This window comes from Streptosporangium sp. NPDC002721, from assembly GCF_042888905.1.
Taxonomy (GTDB): Bacteria; Actinomycetota; Actinomycetes; order Streptosporangiales; family Streptosporangiaceae; genus Streptosporangium.
Genome location: NZ_JBIAQI010000023.1, coordinates 103635 through 126026 on the forward strand (window position 1 = coordinate 103635; position 22392 = coordinate 126026).

Here is a 22392-nt window from a genome sequence, read left to right on the forward strand (position 1 = left end):
CGCTCGGCGGAGGCTCACCCCGGATCCGGCAGGTCCAGCGTCGCGAGCCTGGCCGGGTCGATCACGGTCGCGATGGCGGCGATCCGGCCGTCGACGACGGTGAACGCCATGACCGAGAGCGGAGTCCCGTCCTCGCGCCAGGAGAGGAACCCGGGAAGGCCGTCGACGAGCACCGCCCGCCCCCGCGCGGCCGTGCCGGCGGCGACCCGCGCGGACGCGCCGGTGGCGACCTTGGTGGCGCCGAGGACGACGACCACGCCGCCGGGGGTGTCGACGGTCAGCCTCACCTCCGGGTCGAGCACACGCAGCAACCCCTCGAAGTCGCCGCGACGGGCCGCCGCCAGGAAGGCCCGGACCACCTCGCGCTGCTCCCGCCCGGCTGCCGCCGGCCGCTCTGTCGCCCGCACCTTCCTGCGCGCGCGGCTGGCGAGCATCTTGGTGGCGTCGGTGGACCTGCCGAGAATCCGGCCGATCTCGTCGAACGGCACCGCGAACAGGTCGTGCAGCACGAACGCCAGCCGCTCGCTCGGCCCGAGCGACTCCAGGACGACCAGGAGCGCGAGCCCGACCGAGTCGGCGAGCGCCACGTCGTCCTCCGGCGCGAGACCGTCGTCGACCGTCACGACGAGCTCGGGCAGCCGGTCGTCGTAGGACGCCTCGGGGCGGGCCCGGCGCGACCGCAGGACGTCGAGACTGATCCGGCCGACCACCGTGGTCAGCCAGCCGGCGAGGTTGTCGATGGTCGTCGTGTCCTGGCGGGAGAGCCGCAGCCAGGCCTCCTGGACCACGTCCTCGGCGTCGGCGTGCGAGCCGAGCATGCGGTGGGCGACCGCGCGCAGCCGGTCGCGCTGGGCCTCGAACGCCTCGCCCACCGGGTCCGCCGGGCTGGTGTCGAACATGTTGTTACCTTCCTCGGATCCGCTCCGTCATGGGTCATGACGGGCCCGGAGGGGCCCGGGTAACCGATTAGGGAGCAAGACCGATGGAAGCACGCATGAAGAGCGAGGCGAACGCCGACGTGATGACGGCGATCCAGCACCTCTACAAGGCGATTCACGCCGGTGGCGTCGACCGGCGCGTGCTCGGGCTGGTCCACCTGCGCGCCAGCCAGATCAACGGCTGCAGCCCGTGCGTCTTCGCCGGGGTCACGGCGGCCAGGAAGCAGGGGGAGACCGACGAGCGGCTGCACAGCGTGGCCGCCTGGCGCGAGACGCCGTTCTTCACCGAGGCGGAGCGGGCTGCGCTCGCGCTGACCGAGGCCGCCACCCGGATCCAGGACGGCGCGCCGGGGGTGACCGACGAGATCTGGGACGCCGCCGCCGCCCACTTCGACGACGGGCAGCTGTCCGCGCTCAACCTGGAGATCGCGCTGACGAACTTCTTCAACCGGATCAACCGTACGATCCGGGAGCAGGCCGGCAAGTCCTGGTGAGCCGGGCGGGGCGTCATCCGTCCGGGGGGCGTGCCTCCCGAGGTGAGGGATGACGCCCCGATGACGCCCCGATGACGCCCCGACGACGCCCCGACGACGCCCCGACGACGCCCCGACGACGCCCCGACGGCGGGACGTCGAAGGCACGGACCCCGTACGGAACGAAGATCGGGGGGTCCGCCTGCCCCTGGGAGCCTTGAGGGGCTTTGAGGGGGCTGGGGCGCCGTGGCCGATGGCCGTTGTTGGTGGCCTTGTCGACGGCCGTGGTCGATGGCCACGCCGATGGTCGTGGCCATGAACGGCTCCCGTCAGCTCGACGGCACCCGCCGGTAGGCGCCGAGCACCTGGAGGGCCCGCAGGGTCTCGACCCCCCGGTACTCCAGGGTGGCGGCCGCGCCGGGAGGCTCCCAGGTGATGGCCCACCCCCCGTCGGGCTGCTGGTCGGCCGCCAGCCGGTCGAGGTGGCCCTCGATCACCTCGTCTCCGAACAGCCCCCGCCAGCGGCTGCCGGGGTGGGGGGCGAGGTGCAGGGGGGTGACCCCGTACTCCGGGTCGGCCGGATCGCTCCGGTACCACCGCAGGCGGGGGAGCCACTCGCCCACCCGCTCGGCGAGGTGTTCGGCCCGGTCCCGGTCCGGTACGTGTTCGAGGAACACGAGCGTCTCGGACATGGCGTGCGCGTCGTCGGGGAAGCCCTTCTCCAGTGCCGACCAGCACCAGTCGGTGGCCAGGGTGAGCCACGGATGCTCCACGCCCATCCGGTGCAGCAGCCCGGCCAGCCCGGCGGTGGGGTTCAGTCCCGGGGTGTAGGTCCACTCGGACCAGTGCGCGGCCCTGGGATAGGCCTCCATGACCGGCAGCGACAGCGGCACGGCCCCGTCGGGCGCGGCGACCGTCGCCAGCCAGTCGCACGCCTCCGGCACCAGGGAGCCGGTCTCGGGCACACCGGCCGCCAGCAGCGTCTGGAACGCGGTCTCCACGTCGACGGGCAGGCTGCCGGGACAGCGCTTGTCGGGTTCGAGGCCGTGGCCGAAGCCGCCGTCCGCGTTCCGGTAGCCGCGCAGGGCGTCCACCACCCCGGCGGCGGGTGCCGCGTGGAAGAGGGTGGCGAACAGGCGGCGTTCAAGCAGGCGGCCCTCGCGAAGGATGAAGGCCCCGGCGGCGTCAAGGATGCTCTCACTCATGGTGTCCCATGCTGGCGGGTGACCGGCCCGGTCGTCTTGCAGAAATCGGACGCCGCGCCCACGCCCCTGCGGGGCGGGCAAGGGTGTGGCCGGGGGTGTTCGCCTGGCGCCGGTTCCACGTCCGCCGCGTCCCCGGGTCCGTCACCGCGCGCGGCGGGCCCGGTCCGGCCGCCAGAGGGGTTCGCCGGACTCCCGGACCTCCCCGCCGGCGCCGAAGATCAGGTACCGGTCGAAGTCGTCGGCGAACCACCGGTCGTGGGTGACGGCGAGGACCGTGCCGGAGAAGGAGGCGAGGCCGTCCTGGAGGGCCTGCGCGCTGGCCAGGTCGAGGTTGTCGGTCGGCTCGTCGAGCAGCAGCAGGGTGGCCCCCGACAGTTCGAGCAGCAGGATCTGCAGGCGTGCCTGCTGGCCGCCGGAGAGGGTCTCGAAGGACTGCCGCCCGGCGGGGGCGAGCTCGTAGCGGGCGAGGGCGGCCATGGCGTCGTTGAGTGTCAGTGACCCGGCGGCCATGACGATGTCGGCGGGGGCCCGCCCGGCCAGGTCGGGCCGGGCGTGCGTCTGGACGAAGTGGCCGGGCACCACCCTGGCCCCGAGCTCCACGGTGCCCCGGTGGCGTACCGGCGTGGGTGACCCGGACGCCGCGGGGAGCGCGCCGCCCCCCGCTCCGGCCAGCAGCCGCAGGAAGTGGGACTTGCCGGAGCCGTTCGGGCCGAGGATCGCCACCCGCTCCCCGTAGTGGACCTCGACGTCGAACGGCTCCGTCAGGCCGGTCAGCTCCAGGCGGGTGCAGGTGAGCGCGCGCTTGCCGGTACGGCCGCCGCTCAGGCGCATCCGGACGTTCTGCTCCCTGGGCGCGCTCTCGGGCGGGCCCGCCTCCTCGAACCTGCCCAGCCGGGTCTGGGCGGCCCGGTAGGCGGAGGCGACGGAGTCGTTGTGGGTCGCCCTCTGGCGCAGGGTGTGGACCAGCCTCCTCAAGCGGGCGTGCTCCTCGTCCCAGCGACGGCGGCGCTCGTGCAGGCGCGCGTTGCGGTCGAGGCGGGCCTGGGCGTAGGTGGCGAAGCCGCCGCCGTGGGTCCACACCCCGCGCGACTCGACGGTGATGACGCGGGTGGCCGTGTTGGCGATCAGCCGGCGGTCGTGGGAGACGAGCAGGACCGTTTTCCGGGTGGCCTCCAGCTGTTCCTCCAGCCACTGCTTGCCGGAGACGTCCAGGTAGTTGTCGGGCTCGTCGAGCAGCAGGACCTGGTCGGGCCCGCGCAGGAGTGCCTCCAGCGCGAGCCTTTTCTGCTCACCGCCCGACAGTGTGCCGACGTCGCGGCCCGCCACGTGCTCGTAGGCGGCCCCCATGGCCGAGGTGGTGCAGGCGCTCCAGGTGACCTCGATGTCGTAGCCCCCGGCGTCGGCGTAGTCGCCGAGGGCGCGGGCGTAGGCGAGCTGGGTCTCCTCCAGGTCGCGTTCCCCCATCGCGCGCTCGGCCCGCTCCAGCTCGGCGGTCGCGGCGCGCACGCGTTCCGGGGCCACCGCGAGCAGCAGCTCGCGTACGGTCAGGCCTTCGCGAAGGTCCCCGATGAACTGGCGCATCACGCCGAGCCCGCCGGAGGCGGTGACCCGCCCGGCGGAGGGGGAGAGGTCGCCCGCGATCAGCCGTATCAGGGTGGTCTTGCCCGCGCCGTTGGGGCCGACCAGCGCGGCGGTGACGCCGTCGCCGACGCGGAAGGACACCTCGTTGAGCAGCAGGCGCCCGTCCGGCAGCACGTAGGTCAGCTCGTCGGCCCCGACGTGTCCCACGATGGCGGCTCCTCGCAGACGGCGGTCTCGTCGCACCGGAGAAACCGCAGCTAGAACATTGGTCATACAATATGAACATTGATCGGAGCGCTTCTCAACCCATTAGGATCCTCGGGGTGGGAGAGACAGGGATCGGAGAGTCGTGAACGCTACGCCGGGCAGGAGAACGCGCCGCCAGGGCGGCGAGGCGGCGCCGGGGGTGTGGCTGCGCCCCCCGCGCGCGGGCCGGGCCGAGCCGGTCGTCACCCTCGGGCGGATCGTGGCGGCGGCCGTGGAGCTGCTGGACGAGGAGGGGGCCGACCGGCTGACCATGCGCCGCCTCGCCGAGCGGCTGGAGACCGCCGCCACCACGCTCTACCTGCACGTCGAGACCAAGGACGACGTGCTGGACCTCGCGCTCGACGCCGTGTTCGGCGAGGTTCCGGTCCCGTCGGGAACGGGGGCGGGCGGCGAGGTGCCGGTCCCGTCGGGAGCGGGAGCGGGCGGTGTGGTGTCCGTCCCGGCGAGGGCGAGGGCGGGCGCGGAGGCGCGGGTTCCGCCGGGAGCGGGCGGCGCGTGGCGTGACGGCGCCATCGCTCTGATCACCGAGTGGCGCGCCACCATGCTGCGCCACCCGTGGTCGGTGACGGTGCTGGACCGGCCCCTGCTGGGCCCCAACGTCCTGGCCCGCACCGAACACCTGCACGCCGTGCTGGCGGGGGCGGGTCTCACCGGCCCGCACCTGACCGCCGCCGCGTACGCCCTGGCCAACTACGTCATCGGTTCCGCGACGATGCAGGTCGCCGGCGCCGCGTACGGTGAGACCGAGTGGAAGCGGGCCGCGGACCTGCACGTGCTGACCCGCCGCGAGCTGTATCCGACTCTCGCCGCGCACGGATCCCCGATCGGCAACGACTGGGACGCGGTGTTCGCCACCGGGCTGGACTACCTGCTGGACGGCATCGAGTCGCGGATCCGGTGAGGCGGGGGCAGGGGGCCCTCCTCGCGGGTTCCCGCCCGCTCGTGACAGGGGCGGGACGTACGGTCGGTACGCTCGCGGCCGGGAAGGAGCGGGAAAGGAGACGGGATGCTCTTCGCCGTCGCGGCCGTGTGCGGGCTCACCTGGTGGCTCGGGTGTTACGTGATCGCGCGGGACCCCCGGGAGCGCGGGCCGAGGCGGGCCGGGCTGGGACTGCTGGCCTACGGGGTCGCGCTGGCGATCGCCCAGGTGCGCACCGCCGTACCGGCTCCCGTGGCGCAGGCGCTGGGCGAGGTCGAGACCGTGCTGGTCCACCTGCCCGCGCTGCTCTGGACGGGGGCCGTGCTGACCCTGGTTCCCGGTGTCGAGCGGCTGGACCGGGCCTGGTCCAGAGGGCTCGTCCCGCTCACGCTCGTGGCGTTCGCGTGGCTGCCGGTGTCGGGACCGGGCGCGGAGGCGAGTCTCGCGGCGCGGGTGGTGACCGGGGTGCTGCTGCTGGGACCGCTGGCCGGGGTGCTGGTGCTGCTCGTGCGGGCCAGGCCGCCGAGGGTCGGGTGGCTGGCGGCGGTCGCCACGCTGTTCTTCGGGCAGGGGACCGCGCTGCTCCTCTTCCCGCTGTTCGGCCCGCCCGGCCCGCTCTCCGTCGTCGCCGTCGACGTGGACATGGTCCTGCTGGGCGTGGCCATCGCGATGTCCAGCGCGTTCCGGGCGGGTGAGGCGCTCTGGCGCGACATGCTGCGGTCCCTGCTGGGGGCGGCGGTCGCGGCCGTCGCGTCCGGTGGACAGGTCGCGCTGGCCGTCGTGCTCGGCGGGTCCACGCCCGCCCTCTCGGTGTTGCTGTTCGGCGTGGTGGGGGTGGCCGTCGCCGTACAGACGCTGGCCGGTCCGGTGCACCGGGCCCTGGACCGGATCGCCTTTCCCGGCGATCCGGGGATCCGCCGCGAGCGGGCCGAACTGCGCGCGACGTCCGAGGCGCTGCCGCGCCGCGAGCAGGGCCCGCCGCCGCCGGACGAGGCCGAGTTCGTCCGGCTGACGCGGCGCGCCCTGGCCGGTTACGGCGACCTGGGCAAGCTCGCCGCCAGCCCGCTCGCGAACCTGCCGGTGATCGACGCGCGGATCACCGGTGACATCCCGCTGGAGCGGGCGGCCGAGCTGAGGCACCTGCTGCTGGAGAGCATCCGGCGGCTCAAGCCCCGCGACGGCGAGTTCGGCACCAGCGAGGAGTGGCGCTTCTACAACGTCCTGTACTTCCCCTACGTCCGGGGGCTGCGTCCCTACCGGCGCGGGGCCGGGCGCGGCGGGCTCACCGCCACCGAGCGGCGGGCGTTCGACTGGTTCGCCGGAGAGGTTCCCGAACGCACGCTCTACAACTGGCAGAACGCGGCGGCCAAACTCGTCGCCGACGATCTCCGCCGGGAGAACTGGCAGTGAATGGCAGTGCCATGTCTGCAGATGGCAGTGGGTGAGGCGGTGTGCTGGGTGCGCCGGAGGCCCCGGCGCCTCCGGTGGACCCGGAGGCCGCTCCCCTCGGGGAGGCCGGAGGCCCCGGCGCCCTCATGAAGGAGACATCGATGACCACGACCACCCCCACCGCCCGCCGTACCTCCCTGCTGACCCGCGTGCTGCGGGCGGACGCCTTGCTCACCGGGGGGTTCGCGCTCCTCCTGGCCGTCGCGGCGACCCCGCTCGCCGGGCTGTTCGCCCTCCCCGAGCCGTTGGTCCGCTGGGCCGGGATCGGGTTGCTGCCGTTCACCGCGTTCGTCGCCTACCTGGCCACCCGCCCGGTCCCGTCCAGGGGAGGTGTCCGGACGCTGATCGCCTGCAACGCGCTGTGGACCGTGGCGAGCGTCGTCCTGCTGTTCACCGGCTGGGTGGACCCCAACCCGCTGGGCGTCGCCTTCGTCGTCGCCCAGGCTCTCCTGGTCGGCCTTTTCGCCGAACTCCAGTACGTCGGGCTGCGCCGCGCCTGACCTCGTCCGATCCCGGGCCGCCACGGGTCCCGCCGCGCCCTCCACGGGCGGCGGGGCCCTTCCGCCCTCTCTCCGCGCTCCCCCCTCGCGGGGGCCTCGCTCACCCGATGCTCACCCGATTCTGATGACGTGCTTACCGCGTACGCCGCCGGCCTCCAGCGCCCGGTGGGCCTCGGCGATGTCGGCGAGGGGGTGGATCGTGTCGACGACCGGCCGCAGGGCGCCGCTCTCCGTCAACCGGGTCAGCTCGGCGAGGAGCCGGTGGTCGGGGTCGCCGCTGAAGAACCGTACGCGCCGCGAGCCGAACACGGTGGACGCGAGGACGTACGCCAGCGACGAGAGGACGTGCCGGGAGTCGAAGGTGATCGACACCATGCGCCCTCCCGGTGCCAGGAGCCGCCGGAAGGCGCCGAGCTCGGTGCCGATCGCGGTGTCGAGGACGACGTCGAAGGGGCCGAGGTCGGCCGGGCCGGTGGTCGCGTAGTCGAAGACCTCGTGGGCGCCGAGGTCCCGTACGAAGTCGAGGTTCCGGGCCCCGGCGAGCGCGGTCACGTGCGCGCCGTACGCCCGTCCGAGCTGGACGGCGACGCTGCCGACCCCGCCGCTCGCGCCCCGCACGAGCAGCCGCTCGCCCGCCCTGAGGCGGGCCTTGTCGCGCAGGGCGGTGATCGAGGTCGTACCTCCGGCGAGCAGGGTCACGGCCTCGGCCGGGTCGAGCCCGGCGGGGGCGAAGGCGAGCCGCCGGGGGCGGACGGCGACGAACTCGGCCGCGCTTCCGAAGGACGCCCGGGGCAGCACCCCCCACACCCGGTCGCCCACCGAGAGGCCGGCCCTGGGCGAGCCCAGGGCGGCGACCTCGCCGACGAAGTCGATCCCGATGCCCTTCGGGAAGCTCCGCCCCGTCACCAGCCGCAGCCTCCCCTCTCGGACCAGGAACTCACCCCCGTTCGCGCTTGCGGCGCGCACGCGCACCAGCACCTCACCCGGTCCCGCGACCGGCTTGGGCAGCGTGCCCTCGTACAGCACCTCGGGGGGCCCGTACCTGTCGTACCGGGCCGCGCGCATCTCACTCACTGTCCTGGTCGTCCAATCTGCCCGGCCGGCCGCCGGGCCTCCGCGTGGTCGCGACGGCCGTCACCGGCCTGGAACGAACTCCGCACGCCCGGTTGAAACGGGCGATGACTTTCACGTACGGCCAGGTTAAGCGCCGAAACGGAGAGGGTTGTCCGTTTACGGTAATGTGAGAAACATGTCCAGCCATTCCTCTCGGATACCGCCCTCACCGCCGCCCGCCGGGACTGCCGGGTTGCGCGCGGACGCGCTGCACAACCGCGAGCGCATCCTCGCCGCCGCCGGCGAGGCGTTCGCCACGCTCGGGATCGACGTGCCGATGGCCGCGATCGCCCGGCGGGCCGGTGTCGGGATGGCCACGCTCTACCGGCGCTTTCCCACCAGGGAGTCGCTGATCACCGAGGTGTTCGCCGACCAGCTGAAGGTGTGCTCGTCGGTCGTCGACGACGCTCTCGCGGACCCCGACCCGTGGCGCGGGTTCCGTACGGTCGTCGAGAAGGTGTGCGCGATGCAGATCGCCGACCGGGGATTCACCGCCGCGTTCCTGACGGCCTTCCCCGGCGCGGTCGACCACGAGCGGGAACGCGTCCGCGCCGAGCACGGGCTCACCGAGCTGATCCGGCGGGCCAAGGAGGCCGGACGTCTGCGCGCCGACTTCGAGCAGGCGGACCTCGTGCTGCTGTTCATGGCCAACGGCGGCATCGTCGCCGAGACCACCGAGGACGCGCTCACGGCGTCGCGCAGGCTCGTCGCCTACCTGCTCCGGTCCTTCCAGGCCGACCGCCCCGACCATCCCGACCGGTCCGCCCCCCTGCCGCCGGCGCCCCCGTTCGGCCTGCGGCACATCCCCCACCTCCCGCCGGTGCGCTCAGCCGGGTAGGCGGTCCCGGGAACGACGTCCGGGGAGATCGAACAGCCAGGTGGCGCCCAGCCTCAGCAGCAGCCGGTGAAGGGCCAGGCACAGCCACACCACGAGGGCGGTCAGGAGGACCGGCTCGGTGACGGCGAGCGCGATCCGCAACCGGCCGTCCATGTCGGCCGACAGCGGCGGCACCAAGGCCAGGTGCAGCAGCGCGAGCAGGGGCATGTGGATGACGTAGACGGGCAGGGTGGCGCGCCCCAGCCTCGCCAGCGCGCTCCCGAGCGTGGCACCGCGGCCGGACGTGGCACGGCGGCCGGGTGCGGCGCGTTGACCGGGTGCGGCGCGTTGACCGGGTGCGGTGTGCTGACCAGGCGTGGCGCGGTGGTCGAGCGTGGTGGCGTGGCCGGGCGTGGCGCGGTGATCGGACGCGGCGTCGTGACCGGGGGTGGTACGGCGGCCGGGTGTGACGCGGCGGCCGAGCAGGGCCGCGGCCGTCACGCCGAAGACCGTCGCGACGACGCAGAGCAGCGGCCAGACGCCCGGCCAAGCTTGGGAGCCGGTGATCGCGACCGCCGCCAGGGCCCCGGCGTAGCAGGCGCCGGTCAGGGCCAGCCGCCCCCGGCCCGCGGTGGCGGCCAGCCGCTCGACGAGCGGCCGGAAGTACAGCCCGGCGAGGAAGAAGACGAGGTTCTGGTACAGGCCGCCGCGGTTGCCCGGTGTCTCCAGCAGCCCGGCCGACGCCACGGCCGACAGCACCAGCGCCCCTCCCAGCACCAGGGCGACCGGGAGGCGGCGCGTGACCTTGGCGAGGACGAAGTACAGGGCGAGCGCGTAGAGGTACCACAGGTTGGACGGCGTGATCGTCAGCTGGGCGAGCAGGTCGGCGATCCCGTCGGCGCGGGCGGTGTCGAAGGACGGCGCGAGCGCCAGGATCGCGGTGTGGATCAGCAGCCACAGCGCGTAGAGGTAGAGGAACCGGCCCACCTTCGAGCGGCGGACGACCCGCCAGGGCCGGGTCACCGCGCCCGCGGCGAACATGCCCGAGATGGTGAAGAAGAGCGGCATGCGCAGCGGCAGCAGCTGTTCGGTGAGGGCGCCCCAGGCCCCGGGGACCGGCGGCGACACCCCCCAGTCGATCGTCAGGTAGTGCTTCACGACGACGTGCCAGAGCACCACGAGCAGGATGCACACGCCCTTGGCGACGTCGGCCCAGGCCGCGCGCCCAGTACCCCCGCCGCCCCCGCCGCCCGCGTCCCCCGGCCGCCGGGCGATCCCGCCCGGGTCCCCGGCGTCGGCGGGCCGCTCCGGCGCGCCGGTGGACCTCCGCCCGTCCCGCGATCCGCCGGCACGGTACGCCGAGGTCCGCTCGTCCGGTCCCGGCCGGCCCTCTCCCGGCCGGCCCTCTCCCGGTACGTCGCGGATACGGGCAGGGCGCATGGACGGGAACCTCCGGGGGACGGGCGCGCGACCGTCGCGCACGCCAGCCACCCTGCGAGGCGCAGGTGTCCGTACCGTCGGGACCGCGTATCCGCGGCCGCTCGGTCGTGTATCGGGCGCGTATCAGCCCGGGGTCCGCGTACCGCCTCGAAGATCTCGGGAACCGCGGGCATCTCGAAAGCCCCGGGAGGATCGGGAGGATCGGGAGGATCGCAGGCGGAGGGTGGCGACCGCGCCGCCGTCCGCGGCGTTGGCCAGGATGAGGGTCGCGCCGATCACCCGCGCCTGGCCCAGGGCGATGGTGAGCCCCAGGCCGTGGCCGCGACCGCGTTCGGCCGCACCGGTGCGAAAGCGCTGCGGCCCCTCCGCGAGGAGGACGCCGGGGAATCCGGGACCGTGGTCGCGTACGACGATCGTCGTGCCGTCCACGGTGACCTCGACCGGTGCGCGGCCGTGGCGGTGGGCGTTGGCGACGAGGTTGGCGACGATCCGGTCGAGGCGGCGCGGATCGGTCTCGGTCTCTGTGTCCCCGGCTGCTCCGGCGGCTCCGGCGATCCCGGCGGTTTCGGTGTCCCGGGTGTCCCGGGTGTCCCGGATGTCCCTGGCGGCCCCGGTGACCGTGAGCCGCGCCTGGAGCCCGGTCCTGGCCAGGCAGCCCGCGACGACGTCGCCCAGCGCCACGGGCCGGAGATCGGCGTGTTCCGCGCCCGCGTCGAGGCGGGAGATCTCCAGCAGGTCCTCCACCAGCGCCCGCAGCACCCGTACCCGGTCCCTGACCAGCTCGGTGGCCTCCCCCTCCGGCAGCAGCTCGGCGGAGGTGACCAGGCCCATCAGCGGGGTACGCAGCTCGTGGGCGACGTCGGCGGTGAATCGCTGCTCGCTCAGCAGCCGGTCGCGCAGGCTGTCGGCCATCGAGTCGACGGTGGCCGAGATCTCGGTGATCTCGTCGCCGCTCCGGCCGCCCGCCGCGGTCCGGGCGTCCAGGTCGCCGTCCGCGATGCGCCGCGCGGTCCTGGCCACCCGCCTCAGCCGCCTGCTGGGCAGCTCGGCGGCGAGCGCCGCGGAAGGCACGACGACCCCGAGCGCGGCCAGCGCGGCCATCAGGATGTGCCGGTCGAGCGCCTGCCGGCTGCGCAGCTCGACGCCCATGTCGATCTGCACGGCCACCACCTGGTCGCCGACGGGCTCGGCGGCCCACATCCAGGGGATGTCCGGCCTGCGGTCGTCGTACCAGGTGCCGGCCTGCCCGGTGAGCCTGATCTCCCGGAGCAGCGGGGACGGGATCCGCGCCGGGTCCGGCTCGCCGGACCGCGGGCCGCCGGCCCCGCGCCGGTGGTCGTCCACCGCGGACGCCAGCGCGGTCAGGGCCTGGCTCCTGCCCATGCTCATGGAACGTTCGAAGGTGCTCCGGTGCACCAGCACCCCGACGGCCAGCGCCACCGCGCAGGACGCCACGGTCACCAGCGCGGCGATCTTCCAGCGCAGCGACCTCCAGCCCGGCAGCCCGCGTGCTGCCCGTACGACGGCCTGTCCCATCTCAGCGCCGCAGCTTGTAGCCGAACCCGCGGACCGTCTCGATCCGATCGGCGCCGATCTTCTTGCGCAGCCGCTGCACGCACAGGTCGACCACGCGGCTGTCGCCGTCCCACCCGTAGTCCCAGACGTCGCGCAACAGGGTGTGCCGGTCCAGCACGATCCCCGGATGCGCCGCGAACTCCAGCAGCAGCCGCAGCTCGGTGGGGGCCAGCGCGACCGGTTCGCCGGCCAGGAACACCTCCAGGCCGCCGGGGTCGACGGTGAGGTCCCCGAAGACCAGGCCGCCGCCGGAGGAGGGCTCCGGCGCGTGCCCGGGAGCCGGGGCGAAGGTGGCCCGGCGCAGCAGCGAGCGGATCCTGGCCACCAGCACGGACGTGTCGACCGGCTTGACGACGTAGTCGTCGGCCCCGGCCTCCAGGCCCGACACCACGTCCAGCGCGTCACCCCGCGCGGACATCATCAGGATCGGGACCGTGCTGGACTCCCTCACCCTGCGGCACAGCCCGATGCCGTCCAGGTTCGGCAGCATCACGTCCAGCAGCAGGAGATCGTGCCGCCCGTCCCGGAAGAGTTCCAGGCCGGTCAGGCCGTCACCCGCCGCGGACACCTCGTAGCCGTAGCGCTCCAGCGCCATCGAGACCGCCTTGCGGATCACCGCGTCGTCCTCGACGAGCAGCACGGTGATGGGGGCCGCCGGTACGCTGTCGCCCTTAAAGTCGGACATATCTCCCCAAAGGTGGCGTATAACTCACCCGGAACACCATAATCTCTCCTCGCGGGAGCACCGCCCGGGACGGGCCGCCCGCCCCTCGCGCCGGCCGGGGGAGGGCCGCCTGGGCCGGATCGTTCACCCCTTGCGCCAGCCGGGGGAGGGCCGCCCGGGGGCCGGATCGCCCGCCCACCGCGTCCGATGCCGGGGCCCTTCGGGCTCGCGCGGGGACCCGGATCGCGCGGGGCGGAACGGCAGGTCCGAACGGCGGGTCCAGCTGCCGGAACACCTGTTGACACCGTGGTTCGGGAAGATCAGCCTTGTGGCGTGAATTCCGAAGGTGTGATCTCTCCCCGATCCGATCTTGAGTTGCCCGGCGCCGACGCCGACGCCGATATCGACGCCGGTGCCGGTACCGGGATCGACGGCCCGGCCCCGGTGTCGCGGGTGCCGGATCACCGGGCGGTGGACGACCTGCCGCGGCGTACGGTCGTGGTGGAGTTCGCCGGTGCGCGGGGCGGGGTGGCTCCGCTGACCTGGGGCCAGGCGTCGATCTGGCGGCTGACCACCTGGCGGGGCGACGACGATCCGTACTTCAACATGCCCTGGACGCTGCCGGTGTACGGCAGGCGTGATCTTGAGGTGGTGCTGGGGGCGGTACGGCGGCTGCTGGAGCGGCACGAGACGTTGCGGACGAACTTCCGGCAGGGGCCCGAAGGGATGGCGCAGCACGTGGCGCGATCCGGCCGGCTGGTGGTGGAGATCGTCGAGAGCGGGGACGGGCGGCCGATGGGGGTGGCGCGGCGGGTGGCCGAGGGCCTGGCGGCGGGGGTGTTCGACTACGCCGGGGAGCTGCCGGTGCGCTGTGCGGTGGTGACGGTGGGCGGGCGGCCTCGGGCGGTGGCGTTCGGGCTGTCGCACCTGGCCGCCGACGGGGGTGCGCTGGACCTGCTGGCGGCCGACTGGCGGGATCTGCTGGCGGGGGCGGAAGGGAACGTTCCGGGGTGGCAGCCGATGGACCAGGCGCGGTTCGAGCACGAGGGCGAGGGGGTGGCGCGGGGGGAACGGGCGTTCCGGCACTGGCGCTCGGTGCTGGAGCGGGCGCCGCGTTCGATGTTCGACTACCCGCCGGGGCCGGGGGAGGAGCCCCGTTTCGTGCGGGTAAGGATGGTGTCGGCGGCGCTGGGGGTGGCGGCCGAGGCGGTGGCGCGGCGCTGGGGGGTGAGCTCGGCCAGCGTGCTGACCACGGCGAGCGCGGTGTTGTTGTCGGTGCTGACCGGGCACCGCCGGGTGACGATGCAGCTGATCGCGGCCAACCGGCACGACGCGCGGATCGGTGCCCTGGTGGGCCCCGCCGCCCAGGACGGCGTCTTCGCCCTCGAACTGCCGCCCGGCGGCACCCTGGCCGAGGCCACCCGGATCGGGCACCGCCAGGCGCTGACCGCCTACCGCCACGCGCTCTACGAACCGCTGAGGCTGATGGCGATGCGCGAGGAGCTCGGCCGCGAACGGGGCGGGCCCATCGACCTGTCGGCCTACTTCAACGACACGCGGGGCGGCGGCGACTGGCCCGACCTGCCCGCGGTGGAACCGCCGGGAGACCCGGCCGCGATCGCCGCCCTCACCGCGCGGACCACCTTCTCGGTGGTCGGCTCCTGGGAGCACGTGGACGCCACCACGGCACAGTTCATCACCGGCCAGGCCAGGGACGCCTGCGAGCTCCACCTGCTGGCCGACACCGCCTACCTGCCCCGGACCACCGTGTACGCGCTGCTGCGCGGGATGGAGACCCTGCTGGTACGCGCCGTCGCCGAGGACGTCCCCCTCGACACCGTGGTCGAGCTGTGCGGCGTCGCCCCCGTCGAACGCCCCCGGGCCGGGAACGTTCCCGAACCGGGCTACGGCCCGTCGTTCGATCCCCTGCCAGTCCCGGCCGCGCCGGCCTGAAAAGCCTCACCCAGCCTGCCCGTCCCGGCCGCGCCGGCCTGAGAGGCCCCACCCGGTCCGCCGCCGGACCCCGGACCCCAGACCCCAGACCCCAGACCCTGGACCCCGGATCTCGGACCCCGGATCTCGGATCACGGATCACGGACCCCGGACCCCGGACCCGCTCGCCGTCCGTTCGCCTCCGCTCGCCGACGGCGAGCGGATCTCCCCGGTCGTCGACCTCGACGGCGCGATTCCCGGCGGGGCCGTGCGGCGGTCAGCGGGCGGCGGCGGTCACGGCGGTCACGATCATCTGGGGGTCCGCCGGTACCGGCGTGCCCTCGACGAAGACGGTCGGCACCGCGCTCACCCCCCGCTCGACGGCCTTCCGCGTCACGTAGGCGCTCCAGTCGAGGTAGGCGCCGTCGCGGGCGCCCTCGCCGAACGCCGGGCCGGTGAGCCCGACCGAGCCGCCGAGTTCGATCAGCTCGTCGTCGCTGAGCCCCGCTCCTCCCTCGGGAGGCTGGTTGGTGAAGAGCGCGTGAGCGTACTCGACGAACTTCCCGCCGTCCGAGGCGCAACCGGAGGCCGCCGACGCGCGGGAGGAATACCGGCTGGTCGACAGCCTGTCCAGGAAGCCCATCGGGTGACACACCAGGCTGATCGCCCGTTCCCTCACCATCCGGTTCAGGGTCGGCCCGGACATCCGCTCGAACGACCTGCAGAACGGGCACAGGAAGTCGACGTAGACGTCGACGGCGACCGGGCCCGTACCGACGACGACGCCCGCCCCGTCGGCGGAGGCACCGGCCGGCACCCGGACGGGCGCCGTCGCCCGCTGTGGTCGCGTGCTCATGAGGTCCTCCTCGCGGTGTTCGGGGAGAGACCCGGACCCGTGCGCCCGAGAGCTCCCCTTTTCCTACCCACCCCCCGGGCGCCGCAGCTTAAGAACGGTCAAAGCCGGGATCACGGATCAGGCTCCACGGCGCCGCCCGCACCGGCTTGTCCACGGGATTCGGCGTACCGTCCCGGAAACCCGTTTGTCACCGGCACCGCTCTGCCGGGAGGATCGGGTTCTCATGAGCCGACCCGTCATCTCCGAGATCCCGACCGGCCCCGTGCCCGTCCCCGACGCCGTCGCGGCGCTCGCCGGCGGCGACACCGTCACCCCGGTGTGGCGCAACGAGCTCGGCGGCCTGACGTTCCGCCTCGAGGACGGGCACGGTGTCACCAGATACGCCAAGTGGGTCCCCACCGGCACCCCGGAGATCGATCTCCCCGGCGAGGCGGAGCGCCTGATCTGGGCGCGGCGATGGGTGGCCGTCCCCCGGGTCATCGAGCACGGTACGGACGCCGACGGCGCGTGGCTGGTCACGGCGGCGGTCCCCGGCCTCTCGGCGGTGGACCCCCGATGGAGCCCCGACCCGGCGACCGCGGCGGCCGCGATCGGCAGGGGGCTGCGCCTGCTCCACGACGCCCTCCCCGTGGACCGGTGCCCCTACGACTGGAGCGTCGCTCGGCGGCTCGTCCGTGCCGACGAGCGCATCGCCGACGGCGAGGGACCGGCCGAGCGGTTCCCCGAGCACCGGCACCTGGGGCTCGCGGAGGCCAGGGCCCGCATCGGCGAGCCGCCCCCCGTCGACCGCCTCGTCGTCTGTCACGGCGACGCGTGCGTCCCCAACACCCTGCTGCACGACGACGGCACGTTCGCCGCGCACGTCGACCTGGGGTCGCTCGGGGTGGCCGACCGGTGGGCGGACCTCGCGGTCGCGGCGTGGAGCATGGACTGGAACTACGGCCCAGGACACGACGGCGTCGTGTACGACGCGTACGGGATCGCCCCGGACCCGGAGCGCGTCGCCTACTACCGCCTGCTCTGGGACATGGCGTAACCGGTCGTCCCACGGCCGTGTCACCACCGCGACCGGCGCGCCACCCGGTGCGCCTAGCGGACGGAGCAGATCGCGGAGCCGATCACCGCCGTCACCGCGTCCGGGTGCGACACCAGGGTCAGGTGCGAGCCGCCGGGGAACTCGGTGACCTTCGAGCGCGCCCGGTGGGCCATGAAACGTTGCGAGGACGGGGTGATGATCCGGTCACCGGTGCTGATGAAGTACCAGGAAGGGATCGTCTTCCACGCCGCCGCCTTCGAGGGCGTCGTGAACGCGCTGGTCGAGGCGGGGCGCTGGGAGGCCCACAGGCGCATGGCGGCGGGGCGGGGCAGGTCCGAGGCGAACGAGTGGACGAAGACGTCCCGCTTGAGGTACAGGTCCGTCGTCCCCCGGGGCGCGTCCGGGTAGGACACCGCGTCGTAGAGGGAGGCGGGATCCGCCGAGAGGGCGGAGCCTCGGCCGCTGAGCCCGCCGGTGGTCTCCCCGACGTCGGGCGCCGCCGCGTCGACGTACACCAGGGCCTTGACGTTCGGGACGCCCGCGGCGGCGTTCGTGATCACCGAGCCTCCGTACGAGTGCCCGACGAGCACGATCGGGCCGGAGACGGTCCTGAGGAAGTCGGCGACGGAGGCGGCGTCGCCGGTGAGGTTCCGGAGCGGGTTGGGTATGGCCCGCGCGACGTAGCCCGCTCGCTGCAGGGAGTTCAGCTCGCCTCTCCAGCTGGAGGTGCCGGCCCAGGCGCCGTGCACCATGACGACCGTGGGCTTGGTACGGCCCGGCGACCGGCAGGGCAGTGGATCGGCGGCGAGCGCGGGCGACGTGTGTGCCGCCGTCGTGGCCGTCGTACCCGCTGTTGCCGTCTGGGGGCCGGTCGTCGGCGATGCCGTCGCGGAGGCGGTGACCACGGCGAGTGCCAGCGCGGGTGCGATCCCCCTGAACCGTGGGCGGGTGCGTGCGGATCTCATCTTTCTCCCCCTTGGCGTGATGGATGATCTTCATGTTCCGATGGACGGTGTCCGGCTGCTCCCGCCGGGAAGCCGGTCCCGGCGGGTGAGCAGCGCCGCGTCGGCGAGGTCGGTGTCGGCGAGGGCGACGACCCGGGTACGGGGGTGGGCCGCCCGGGCCATGTCGGCGAGGACGTGCCCTGGGGGTGTCTGGACGAACAGGGTGGTGCCGAGCTCGCCGAGCAGGGCGACGACGTCGCGCCACCTCACCGTGGTGGCGACGCCACGGGCGAGGTCGTCGAGGACGGCGCCGGAGTCGCGCAGCAGGCGTCCCGTGGAGTCGCCGAGGTAGGGGACGCCGAGGGGGCGCCGGGGGATCGCGGCGAGGTGGTCGGCCATGGCGTCGGCGACGCGGCCGAGCAGCGGGCAGTGCGAGGGGACGGCGATGTCCAGGCGTCGTACGCGACGGGCTCCGGCACGGGCGGCCGCCGCGTCGAGGCGTTCGAGGGCGCGGTCGCCCCCGGCCACCACGAGCTGCCGGTCGGTGTCGACGACGGCCAGGTAGGCCGGGTCGTCGTCGGTCGTGATCGACTCGATCACCCGCCGGGCCTGGGGCACGCTCAGCCCGAGGACGACGGCCATGCCGTAGCCACGAGGGTAGGCGTCGCGCATCAGCTCGCCGCGGCGGCGTACGGCCGTGAGGGCCTCGGCGAAGGTCAGGACCCCGGCCGCGACGGCGGCGGGGAACGCTCCGGCGGAGTGCCCGGCCACGGCGTCGGGGACGGCGCCCTCACCGGCGAGGGCGCGGGTCGCGGCGACCCCGGCGACGCAGAGCGCGACCTGCGCGGTGACGGTGGACTCCAGCGCCTCCGCGGTGTCCCGCAGGGACGAGCCGGGTAGGATCCGCTCGGCCTCGGCGCGGGTCGCGGCGACGGCCGGATGGCCGGGCAGGTCGTGGAGCATCCCGGGCCGCTGGGTGCCCTGGCCGGGATAGAGGAACGCGACGCTCACGCGCGGGCCCACGGGTCGTCCACCAGGCGCGGGCCGTGGTCGGTACGGGCCATGACGGGGCCGCCGGCGCGGGCCCACTCGGTGAGGCCGACCCCGCCGCCGGGTGTCTCCAGCTGGCAGTCGACCTTGCCGGGAAGGGCCGCGAAGATGGCCGCCAGCCGGACGGCCAGGGCCCGCTCCAGCCTGCGCGGAGTCCGGATCAGCAGGTCCAGGTCGCTTCCCGGACGGGTGGCCGGTTTGCCGGTGGCCAGCTCGAAGCCGACCCCGCCGATCGGGCCCCAGGTGGTGTCGCCCTCCAGCTCGGCGGCGAGCAGGAGGGCGACGGCGGAGAGGGTGACGGCGAGCAGGGGCAGCCAGGGCCGCCGCCCCCTCAGCTCCTCGGGCGGTACGGAGCGGGTGACCGCCTCGTGCGGTACGAGGACGGCGTGGCGCTGCCAACGCTCGGACCCGCGGATGCCGATCGGGACGAGGCCGGGCGGGTGCGGGGCCCGCCGCACGACGCCCCAGGGGCAGGCGGCGATCGACGCGGGCACCCAGTCCGGGGGCGAGCCGCCGAGGGCGGCGGCTCCGGAGAGCCGCAGCAGGTCGTGCGGGCGCGCGGTCACCGCCATTGGGCGGCGAGCGTCTCGTGGACGCGGCGAGAGGCGGCCCGGGTTCGCCGGGCGCCGGGCGAGGTGAGCCGGTCGCTCAGGTCACGGGGGCCGTGGCGGGCCCGTTCGACGGCGGCGGCGAGGGCGTCCCTCACCGTCCTGACGTCCCCGGCGGTCGGGTCTTCGGCGTTCTCGACCTTCAGGAGCCCGTCGCACAGGCCGAGCTTCGCCCAGTCGGTGACGTCGTAGGAGAGCGGGGGGATGCGCCGCGCCAGCTCGTCGAGCTCCTCGACGGTCCGGCGGGTCACCCTCGCGGCGGCCTTCCTGTGCATGGCGTGGACCACCACGCCGGGGTCGTCGAGCGCCAGGATCCGCCCGGCCTGCGCGCCGTGCGCCAGGAACCCGCCGGACAGCGCGGTTCCGACGACGAGGGTGATCAGAGGGTGTCCGGCGGTGCGGGCGCGGACGTAGGCGTCCACCGCGACGGCCAGGGCGTGGTGGATGCCGAGCACCTCCTCGACGCGCCCGTAGGCCTGGCTGGGCACGTCGACGACGGCGACGATCGGACGTCGGCGGCCGTCGGGCAGACGCGCGTCCTCGGTGACGACCTCGGTCACCGCCTCGGCGAGGGCGAGTCCCTCGCGGAGGCCGACCTCGCCGCGGCGCGCCCGGTGGTAGGGGCTGCGCGGGTCCGGCACGACGGCGATCAGGCGGGCGACGTCGCCGCCCAGGGTGGTGTCCGCCGTGATCACGGACGGGACCACGTCGCTCACGTCGCCGTCGGCGAGCGCCCGCGTCCAGCTCCGCCCCCGGCTCGCCTCCCGCCCCTCTCCGGCGCCGCGCTCTCCTTCCGGCGGCACGGCCTTCTGAGGCACGGCCTTCGCCCAGATGGCCGCGAGGTCGGCGGGGGCCGGTGGGTCGGCCGGGTCGACGGCCCGGAGGCGGGCCCGCAGCTCGCCGACACGCTGGGAGCGGTGCTCTCCGGGCAGGCCGTGCTCCACCACGTCGATCACGGCCGAGCGCACGGCGGTGACGTCGTCGAGGACGAGCGCGTCGGCCAGCGCGGTCGCCGTGCGCTGCGTGCCGCCGTCGATCGACCAGATCAGCGGGTGGTCGGAGGCGTCGAACTCGGCGACGCCCGCCTCGGACTCGATCACCTCCGGGCCGTCGAGCCCGAGACGGCCCTCCCGGGTCATGATCAGCGCGGTGCACAGCCCGGCGGCGATGCTCATGCCGCCGAAGCAGCCCAGCGCCCCGGCGATGACGCCGATCACGGGCCGCAGGGCGCGCAGCTCCAGCAGCGCCGAGCACACCTCCGCGATCGTGGCCAGGCCCAGGTTGGCCTCCTGCAGCCGTACGCCCCCGGTCTCCAGCAGCAGGATCGCGGACGTCGGGGTGCCGTCGCGGTTGTCGGCGGCGGCCAGGGAGAGCGCGGCGGCGATCTTCGCGCCGGAGACCTCGCCGATGCCGCCGCCCTGGAAGGCCTGCTCGACGCCGATCACGACCGCGGGCCGCCCGCCGAGCTCCCCCTTGACCACGACGACGCCGTCGTCGGCCTCGGGGACGACGCCCTGAGGTTCCAGCCAGGGCGACTCGATCCGGTCGAAGGGGCCGCACAGCTCGCGGCCGGTCCCGGTGTCGAGCAGCGCGAAGGCGCGCGCCCGGGCGCTCAGCTCTATGACGCCGGTACGGGCGAGCAGCGCGCCCCAGTCCGTCCGGATGTCCTGTGGAGTCGTCGTGGACGTCATGCCCTGCCCTCCTCGATGGCCTGCCGCAGGCGCAGGGTGACCACGCCGGGTGTCGCCCCGAAGTCGTTGAGCTCGAAGCTCCCGGCGACCCCGTGGCGGGCGAAGAACCGCTCCAGCACGGTTCGCCACACCGTGTCGAACCCGTCGACGCTGGTGCGTACGCGCACCCGGGCGACGGCGGCAGGCTCCGGGGTCATCAGGACCTCCAGATCCCCCGAACCGACCACGCCGACGTGCGCTCGCCGGGCGGGCGGGCGGTCGGCGGGGAACTCGTAGTTCAGCGTCTGCACGTGAGCACCTTCCGTCCGGCCCGGGTGACGGACCCGGACCCCGGCCCGGATCCGGGCCAGGGCACCATGTCGAGGAAGAGCGCGGCGGCCAGCAGGTCGGCGCTCCCGCCCGGTGACAGCCGCCGGGCGGCGCACCGCCCGTCCAGCTCGGCCAGGGCGGCCCGGCCACCGGCCGTGCCCGCGCCTCCCTCGGCCAGGACGCGCCCGGCGCCGGACCGTACGACGCCCAGGCCCTCGGGACCGCCTCGGTGCAGGACGCAGGTGTCCTCCAGCAGGCTCATCACCGCCAGCAGCGCGTCCAGCCGGGCCACCTCCTCGGGGATTCCGGCCGCCCCGGCCCGGCGCAGCCTCGGCAGGGCGACCTCGACGACGTGGGGGAAGGCCGCCTCGGCCTCGCCACGGGCACCGCGCACCCCGTACCGCCGCCGGGCCAGCTCGCCGTGGGAGGGCGTCCCGGGCGGGAGGTGCCGGTCGGGGAGGGCGGCGAGCAGGGCCGCCCGACCGGCGGCCTCGCGCTCGTCGGCGGCACCGGCGGCGACGGTGGCGACCAGCAGCCCGAGCGCCCACAGCGCCCCGCGATGAGTGTTCACCCCCCGGGTGGCCCGCAGCATGGCCGCCTCACCCGCCCGGCCCAGCCGGCCCAGCTCCTCCCGAAGCACGATGCCCGCGCGGTCATGTCGGCCCAGCTCCTCCCGAAGCACGATGCTCGCGCGGTCGTGTCGGCCCGGTTCCTGCCGGAGTTCGATGCTCGCGCGGTCGTGTCGGCCCGGTTCCTGCCGGAGTCCGTTCCCGGCGGCCGTTCGCTTCGCCGCCTCGGCGACGGCGTGGAACGTGGGGCGCAGTGCTTGGGCGGAGGCCAGGAGGATCGGCAGGTCCATGTCGTCGTGCGCGCCGCGTCCCCGGCGGTCGGCCAGGCCCGGCTTGGGGCTCAGGCACGCCTCCTGGCGCAGTGCCCGCACGGCCAGGTCGGCGAGCAGGGCCGGGGACGGGCCCCGTTCCCCCGTCCTCCCCGTCGCGGGTACGTCACCGATGGCGGTCATGACG

Annotated in this window: 21 protein-coding genes; 7 read left to right on the forward strand and 14 right to left on the reverse strand. The window is 74.6% G+C overall.

Annotated features, from left to right (window positions below; all coding sequences use genetic code 11):
* Positions 1-14: 14 nt before the first annotated feature.
* Positions 15-899 (reverse strand): sigma-70 family RNA polymerase sigma factor, encoded by an 885-nt coding sequence (locus tag ACFYWM_RS30565; RefSeq protein WP_389920528.1) that lies wholly within the window; start codon positions 897-899, stop codon positions 15-17.
* A gap of 83 nt (positions 900-982) precedes the next feature.
* Here ACFYWM_RS30565 and ACFYWM_RS30570 point away from each other — a divergent pair, with 83 nt between their 5' ends.
* Positions 983-1432, forward strand: a complete 450-nt coding sequence (locus tag ACFYWM_RS30570) for a carboxymuconolactone decarboxylase family protein (RefSeq protein WP_389920531.1) — start codon at positions 983-985, stop codon at positions 1430-1432.
* A 308-nt stretch (positions 1433-1740) separates the two neighbouring features.
* Here ACFYWM_RS30570 and ACFYWM_RS30575 read toward each other — a convergent pair whose 3' ends face one another.
* Positions 1741-2616, reverse strand: coding sequence for a hypothetical protein (locus ACFYWM_RS30575; protein WP_389920534.1), 876 nt, complete (start codon positions 2614-2616; stop codon positions 1741-1743).
* 141 nt (positions 2617-2757) lie between these two features.
* A complete protein-coding gene (locus ACFYWM_RS30580; RefSeq protein WP_389920537.1) occupies positions 2758-4404 on the reverse strand; it encodes an ABC-F family ATP-binding cassette domain-containing protein in 1647 nt (548 codons plus the stop codon).
* A gap of 142 nt (positions 4405-4546) precedes the next feature.
* Here ACFYWM_RS30580 and ACFYWM_RS30585 point away from each other — a divergent pair, with 142 nt between their 5' ends.
* The 3 genes from ACFYWM_RS30585 (at position 4547) to ACFYWM_RS30595 (ending at position 7332) form a co-directional block, all read left to right on the forward strand.
* Positions 4547-5365, forward strand: a complete 819-nt coding sequence (locus ACFYWM_RS30585) for a TetR/AcrR family transcriptional regulator (protein ID WP_389920540.1) — start codon at positions 4547-4549, stop codon at positions 5363-5365.
* A gap of 105 nt (positions 5366-5470) precedes the next feature.
* Positions 5471-6793: a hypothetical protein gene (locus ACFYWM_RS30590; protein WP_389920543.1), complete on the forward strand. Its 1323-nt coding sequence runs from the start codon at positions 5471-5473 to the stop codon at positions 6791-6793.
* Positions 6794-6933: 140 nt separating this feature from the next.
* The gene (locus tag ACFYWM_RS30595; RefSeq protein WP_389920545.1) at positions 6934-7332 is read left to right on the forward strand and encodes a hypothetical protein; all 399 of its coding nucleotides are present in this window, start codon (positions 6934-6936) and stop codon (positions 7330-7332) included.
* Positions 7333-7443: 111 nt separating this feature from the next.
* Here the strand turns inward: ACFYWM_RS30595 and ACFYWM_RS30600 are convergent, their stop codons facing one another.
* Positions 7444-8397 carry an NAD(P)-dependent alcohol dehydrogenase gene (locus ACFYWM_RS30600; RefSeq protein ID WP_389920548.1) on the reverse strand — a complete coding sequence of 318 codons (954 nt, stop codon included), beginning with the start codon at positions 8395-8397 and terminating at the stop codon, positions 7444-7446.
* A gap of 184 nt (positions 8398-8581) precedes the next feature.
* On the opposite strand from ACFYWM_RS30600, the gene ACFYWM_RS30605 reads away from it, so the two are divergent.
* Positions 8582-9283, forward strand: a complete 702-nt coding sequence (locus ACFYWM_RS30605) for a TetR/AcrR family transcriptional regulator (protein ID WP_389920550.1) — start codon at positions 8582-8584, stop codon at positions 9281-9283.
* Here ACFYWM_RS30605 and ACFYWM_RS30610 read toward each other — a convergent pair.
* The 3 genes from ACFYWM_RS30610 to cseB all read right to left on the reverse strand — a co-directional run bounded on the left by ACFYWM_RS30610 (position 9272) and on the right by cseB (position 12962).
* Positions 9272-10702, reverse strand: a complete 1431-nt coding sequence (locus ACFYWM_RS30610; protein WP_389920553.1) for an acyltransferase family protein — start codon at positions 10700-10702, stop codon at positions 9272-9274. The two genes, ACFYWM_RS30605 and ACFYWM_RS30610, sit on opposite strands and share 12 nt — an antisense overlap.
* 123 nt (positions 10703-10825) lie before the next feature.
* Entirely contained in the window at positions 10826-12238 is a 1413-nt protein-coding gene (locus ACFYWM_RS30615; protein WP_389920556.1) for an ATP-binding protein, read from the reverse strand.
* A gap of 1 nt (position 12239) precedes the next feature.
* A complete protein-coding gene (gene cseB / locus ACFYWM_RS30620; protein WP_389920558.1) occupies positions 12240-12962 on the reverse strand; it encodes a two-component system response regulator CseB in 723 nt (240 codons plus the stop codon).
* Between the two features lie 312 nt (positions 12963-13274).
* Between cseB and ACFYWM_RS30625 the strand changes: the two genes are divergently transcribed.
* Positions 13275-14894 (forward strand): condensation domain-containing protein, encoded by a 1620-nt coding sequence (locus ACFYWM_RS30625; protein ID WP_389920560.1) that lies wholly within the window; start codon positions 13275-13277, stop codon positions 14892-14894.
* Between the two features lie 256 nt (positions 14895-15150).
* Here the strand turns inward: ACFYWM_RS30625 and ACFYWM_RS30630 are convergent, their stop codons facing one another.
* The gene (locus tag ACFYWM_RS30630; RefSeq protein WP_389920562.1) at positions 15151-15729 is read right to left on the reverse strand and encodes a DsbA family protein; all 579 of its coding nucleotides are present in this window, start codon (positions 15727-15729) and stop codon (positions 15151-15153) included.
* Between the two features lie 223 nt (positions 15730-15952).
* Between ACFYWM_RS30630 and ACFYWM_RS30635 the strand changes: the two genes are divergently transcribed.
* Positions 15953-16765, forward strand: a complete 813-nt coding sequence (locus tag ACFYWM_RS30635; RefSeq protein WP_389920564.1) for an aminoglycoside 3'-phosphotransferase — start codon at positions 15953-15955, stop codon at positions 16763-16765.
* Positions 16766-16818: 53 nt separating this feature from the next.
* Here the strand turns inward: ACFYWM_RS30635 and ACFYWM_RS30640 are convergent, their stop codons facing one another.
* Genes ACFYWM_RS30640 through ACFYWM_RS30665 form a run of 6 tightly spaced genes read right to left on the reverse strand, consistent with a single transcriptional unit; the run spans position 16819 to position 22388 of the window.
* Positions 16819-17730 carry an alpha/beta hydrolase gene (locus ACFYWM_RS30640; RefSeq protein WP_389920566.1) on the reverse strand — a complete coding sequence of 304 codons (912 nt, stop codon included), beginning with the start codon at positions 17728-17730 and terminating at the stop codon, positions 16819-16821.
* Positions 17731-17760: 30 nt separating this feature from the next.
* Complete coding sequence (locus tag ACFYWM_RS30645) at positions 17761-18720, reverse strand: acyltransferase domain-containing protein (RefSeq protein ID WP_389920568.1); 960 nt, start codon at positions 18718-18720, stop codon at positions 17761-17763.
* Entirely contained in the window at positions 18717-19331 is a 615-nt protein-coding gene (locus ACFYWM_RS30650) for a malonate decarboxylase holo-ACP synthase (RefSeq protein ID WP_389920571.1), read from the reverse strand. Before ACFYWM_RS30650 ends, ACFYWM_RS30645 begins: the two co-directional genes overlap by 4 nt.
* Positions 19322-21058 carry a biotin-independent malonate decarboxylase subunit beta gene (locus ACFYWM_RS30655; RefSeq protein ID WP_389920574.1) on the reverse strand — a complete coding sequence of 579 codons (1737 nt, stop codon included), beginning with the start codon at positions 21056-21058 and terminating at the stop codon, positions 19322-19324. Before ACFYWM_RS30655 ends, ACFYWM_RS30650 begins: the two co-directional genes overlap by 10 nt.
* Complete coding sequence (locus tag ACFYWM_RS30660) at positions 21055-21348, reverse strand: malonate decarboxylase subunit delta (protein WP_389920577.1); 294 nt, start codon at positions 21346-21348, stop codon at positions 21055-21057. The genes ACFYWM_RS30655 and ACFYWM_RS30660 overlap by 4 nt, the downstream gene beginning before the upstream one ends.
* The gene (locus ACFYWM_RS30665) at positions 21336-22388 is read right to left on the reverse strand and encodes a triphosphoribosyl-dephospho-CoA synthase (RefSeq protein ID WP_389920579.1); all 1053 of its coding nucleotides are present in this window, start codon (positions 22386-22388) and stop codon (positions 21336-21338) included. Before ACFYWM_RS30665 ends, ACFYWM_RS30660 begins: the two co-directional genes overlap by 13 nt.
* Between the last annotated feature and the right edge of the window lie 4 nt (positions 22389-22392).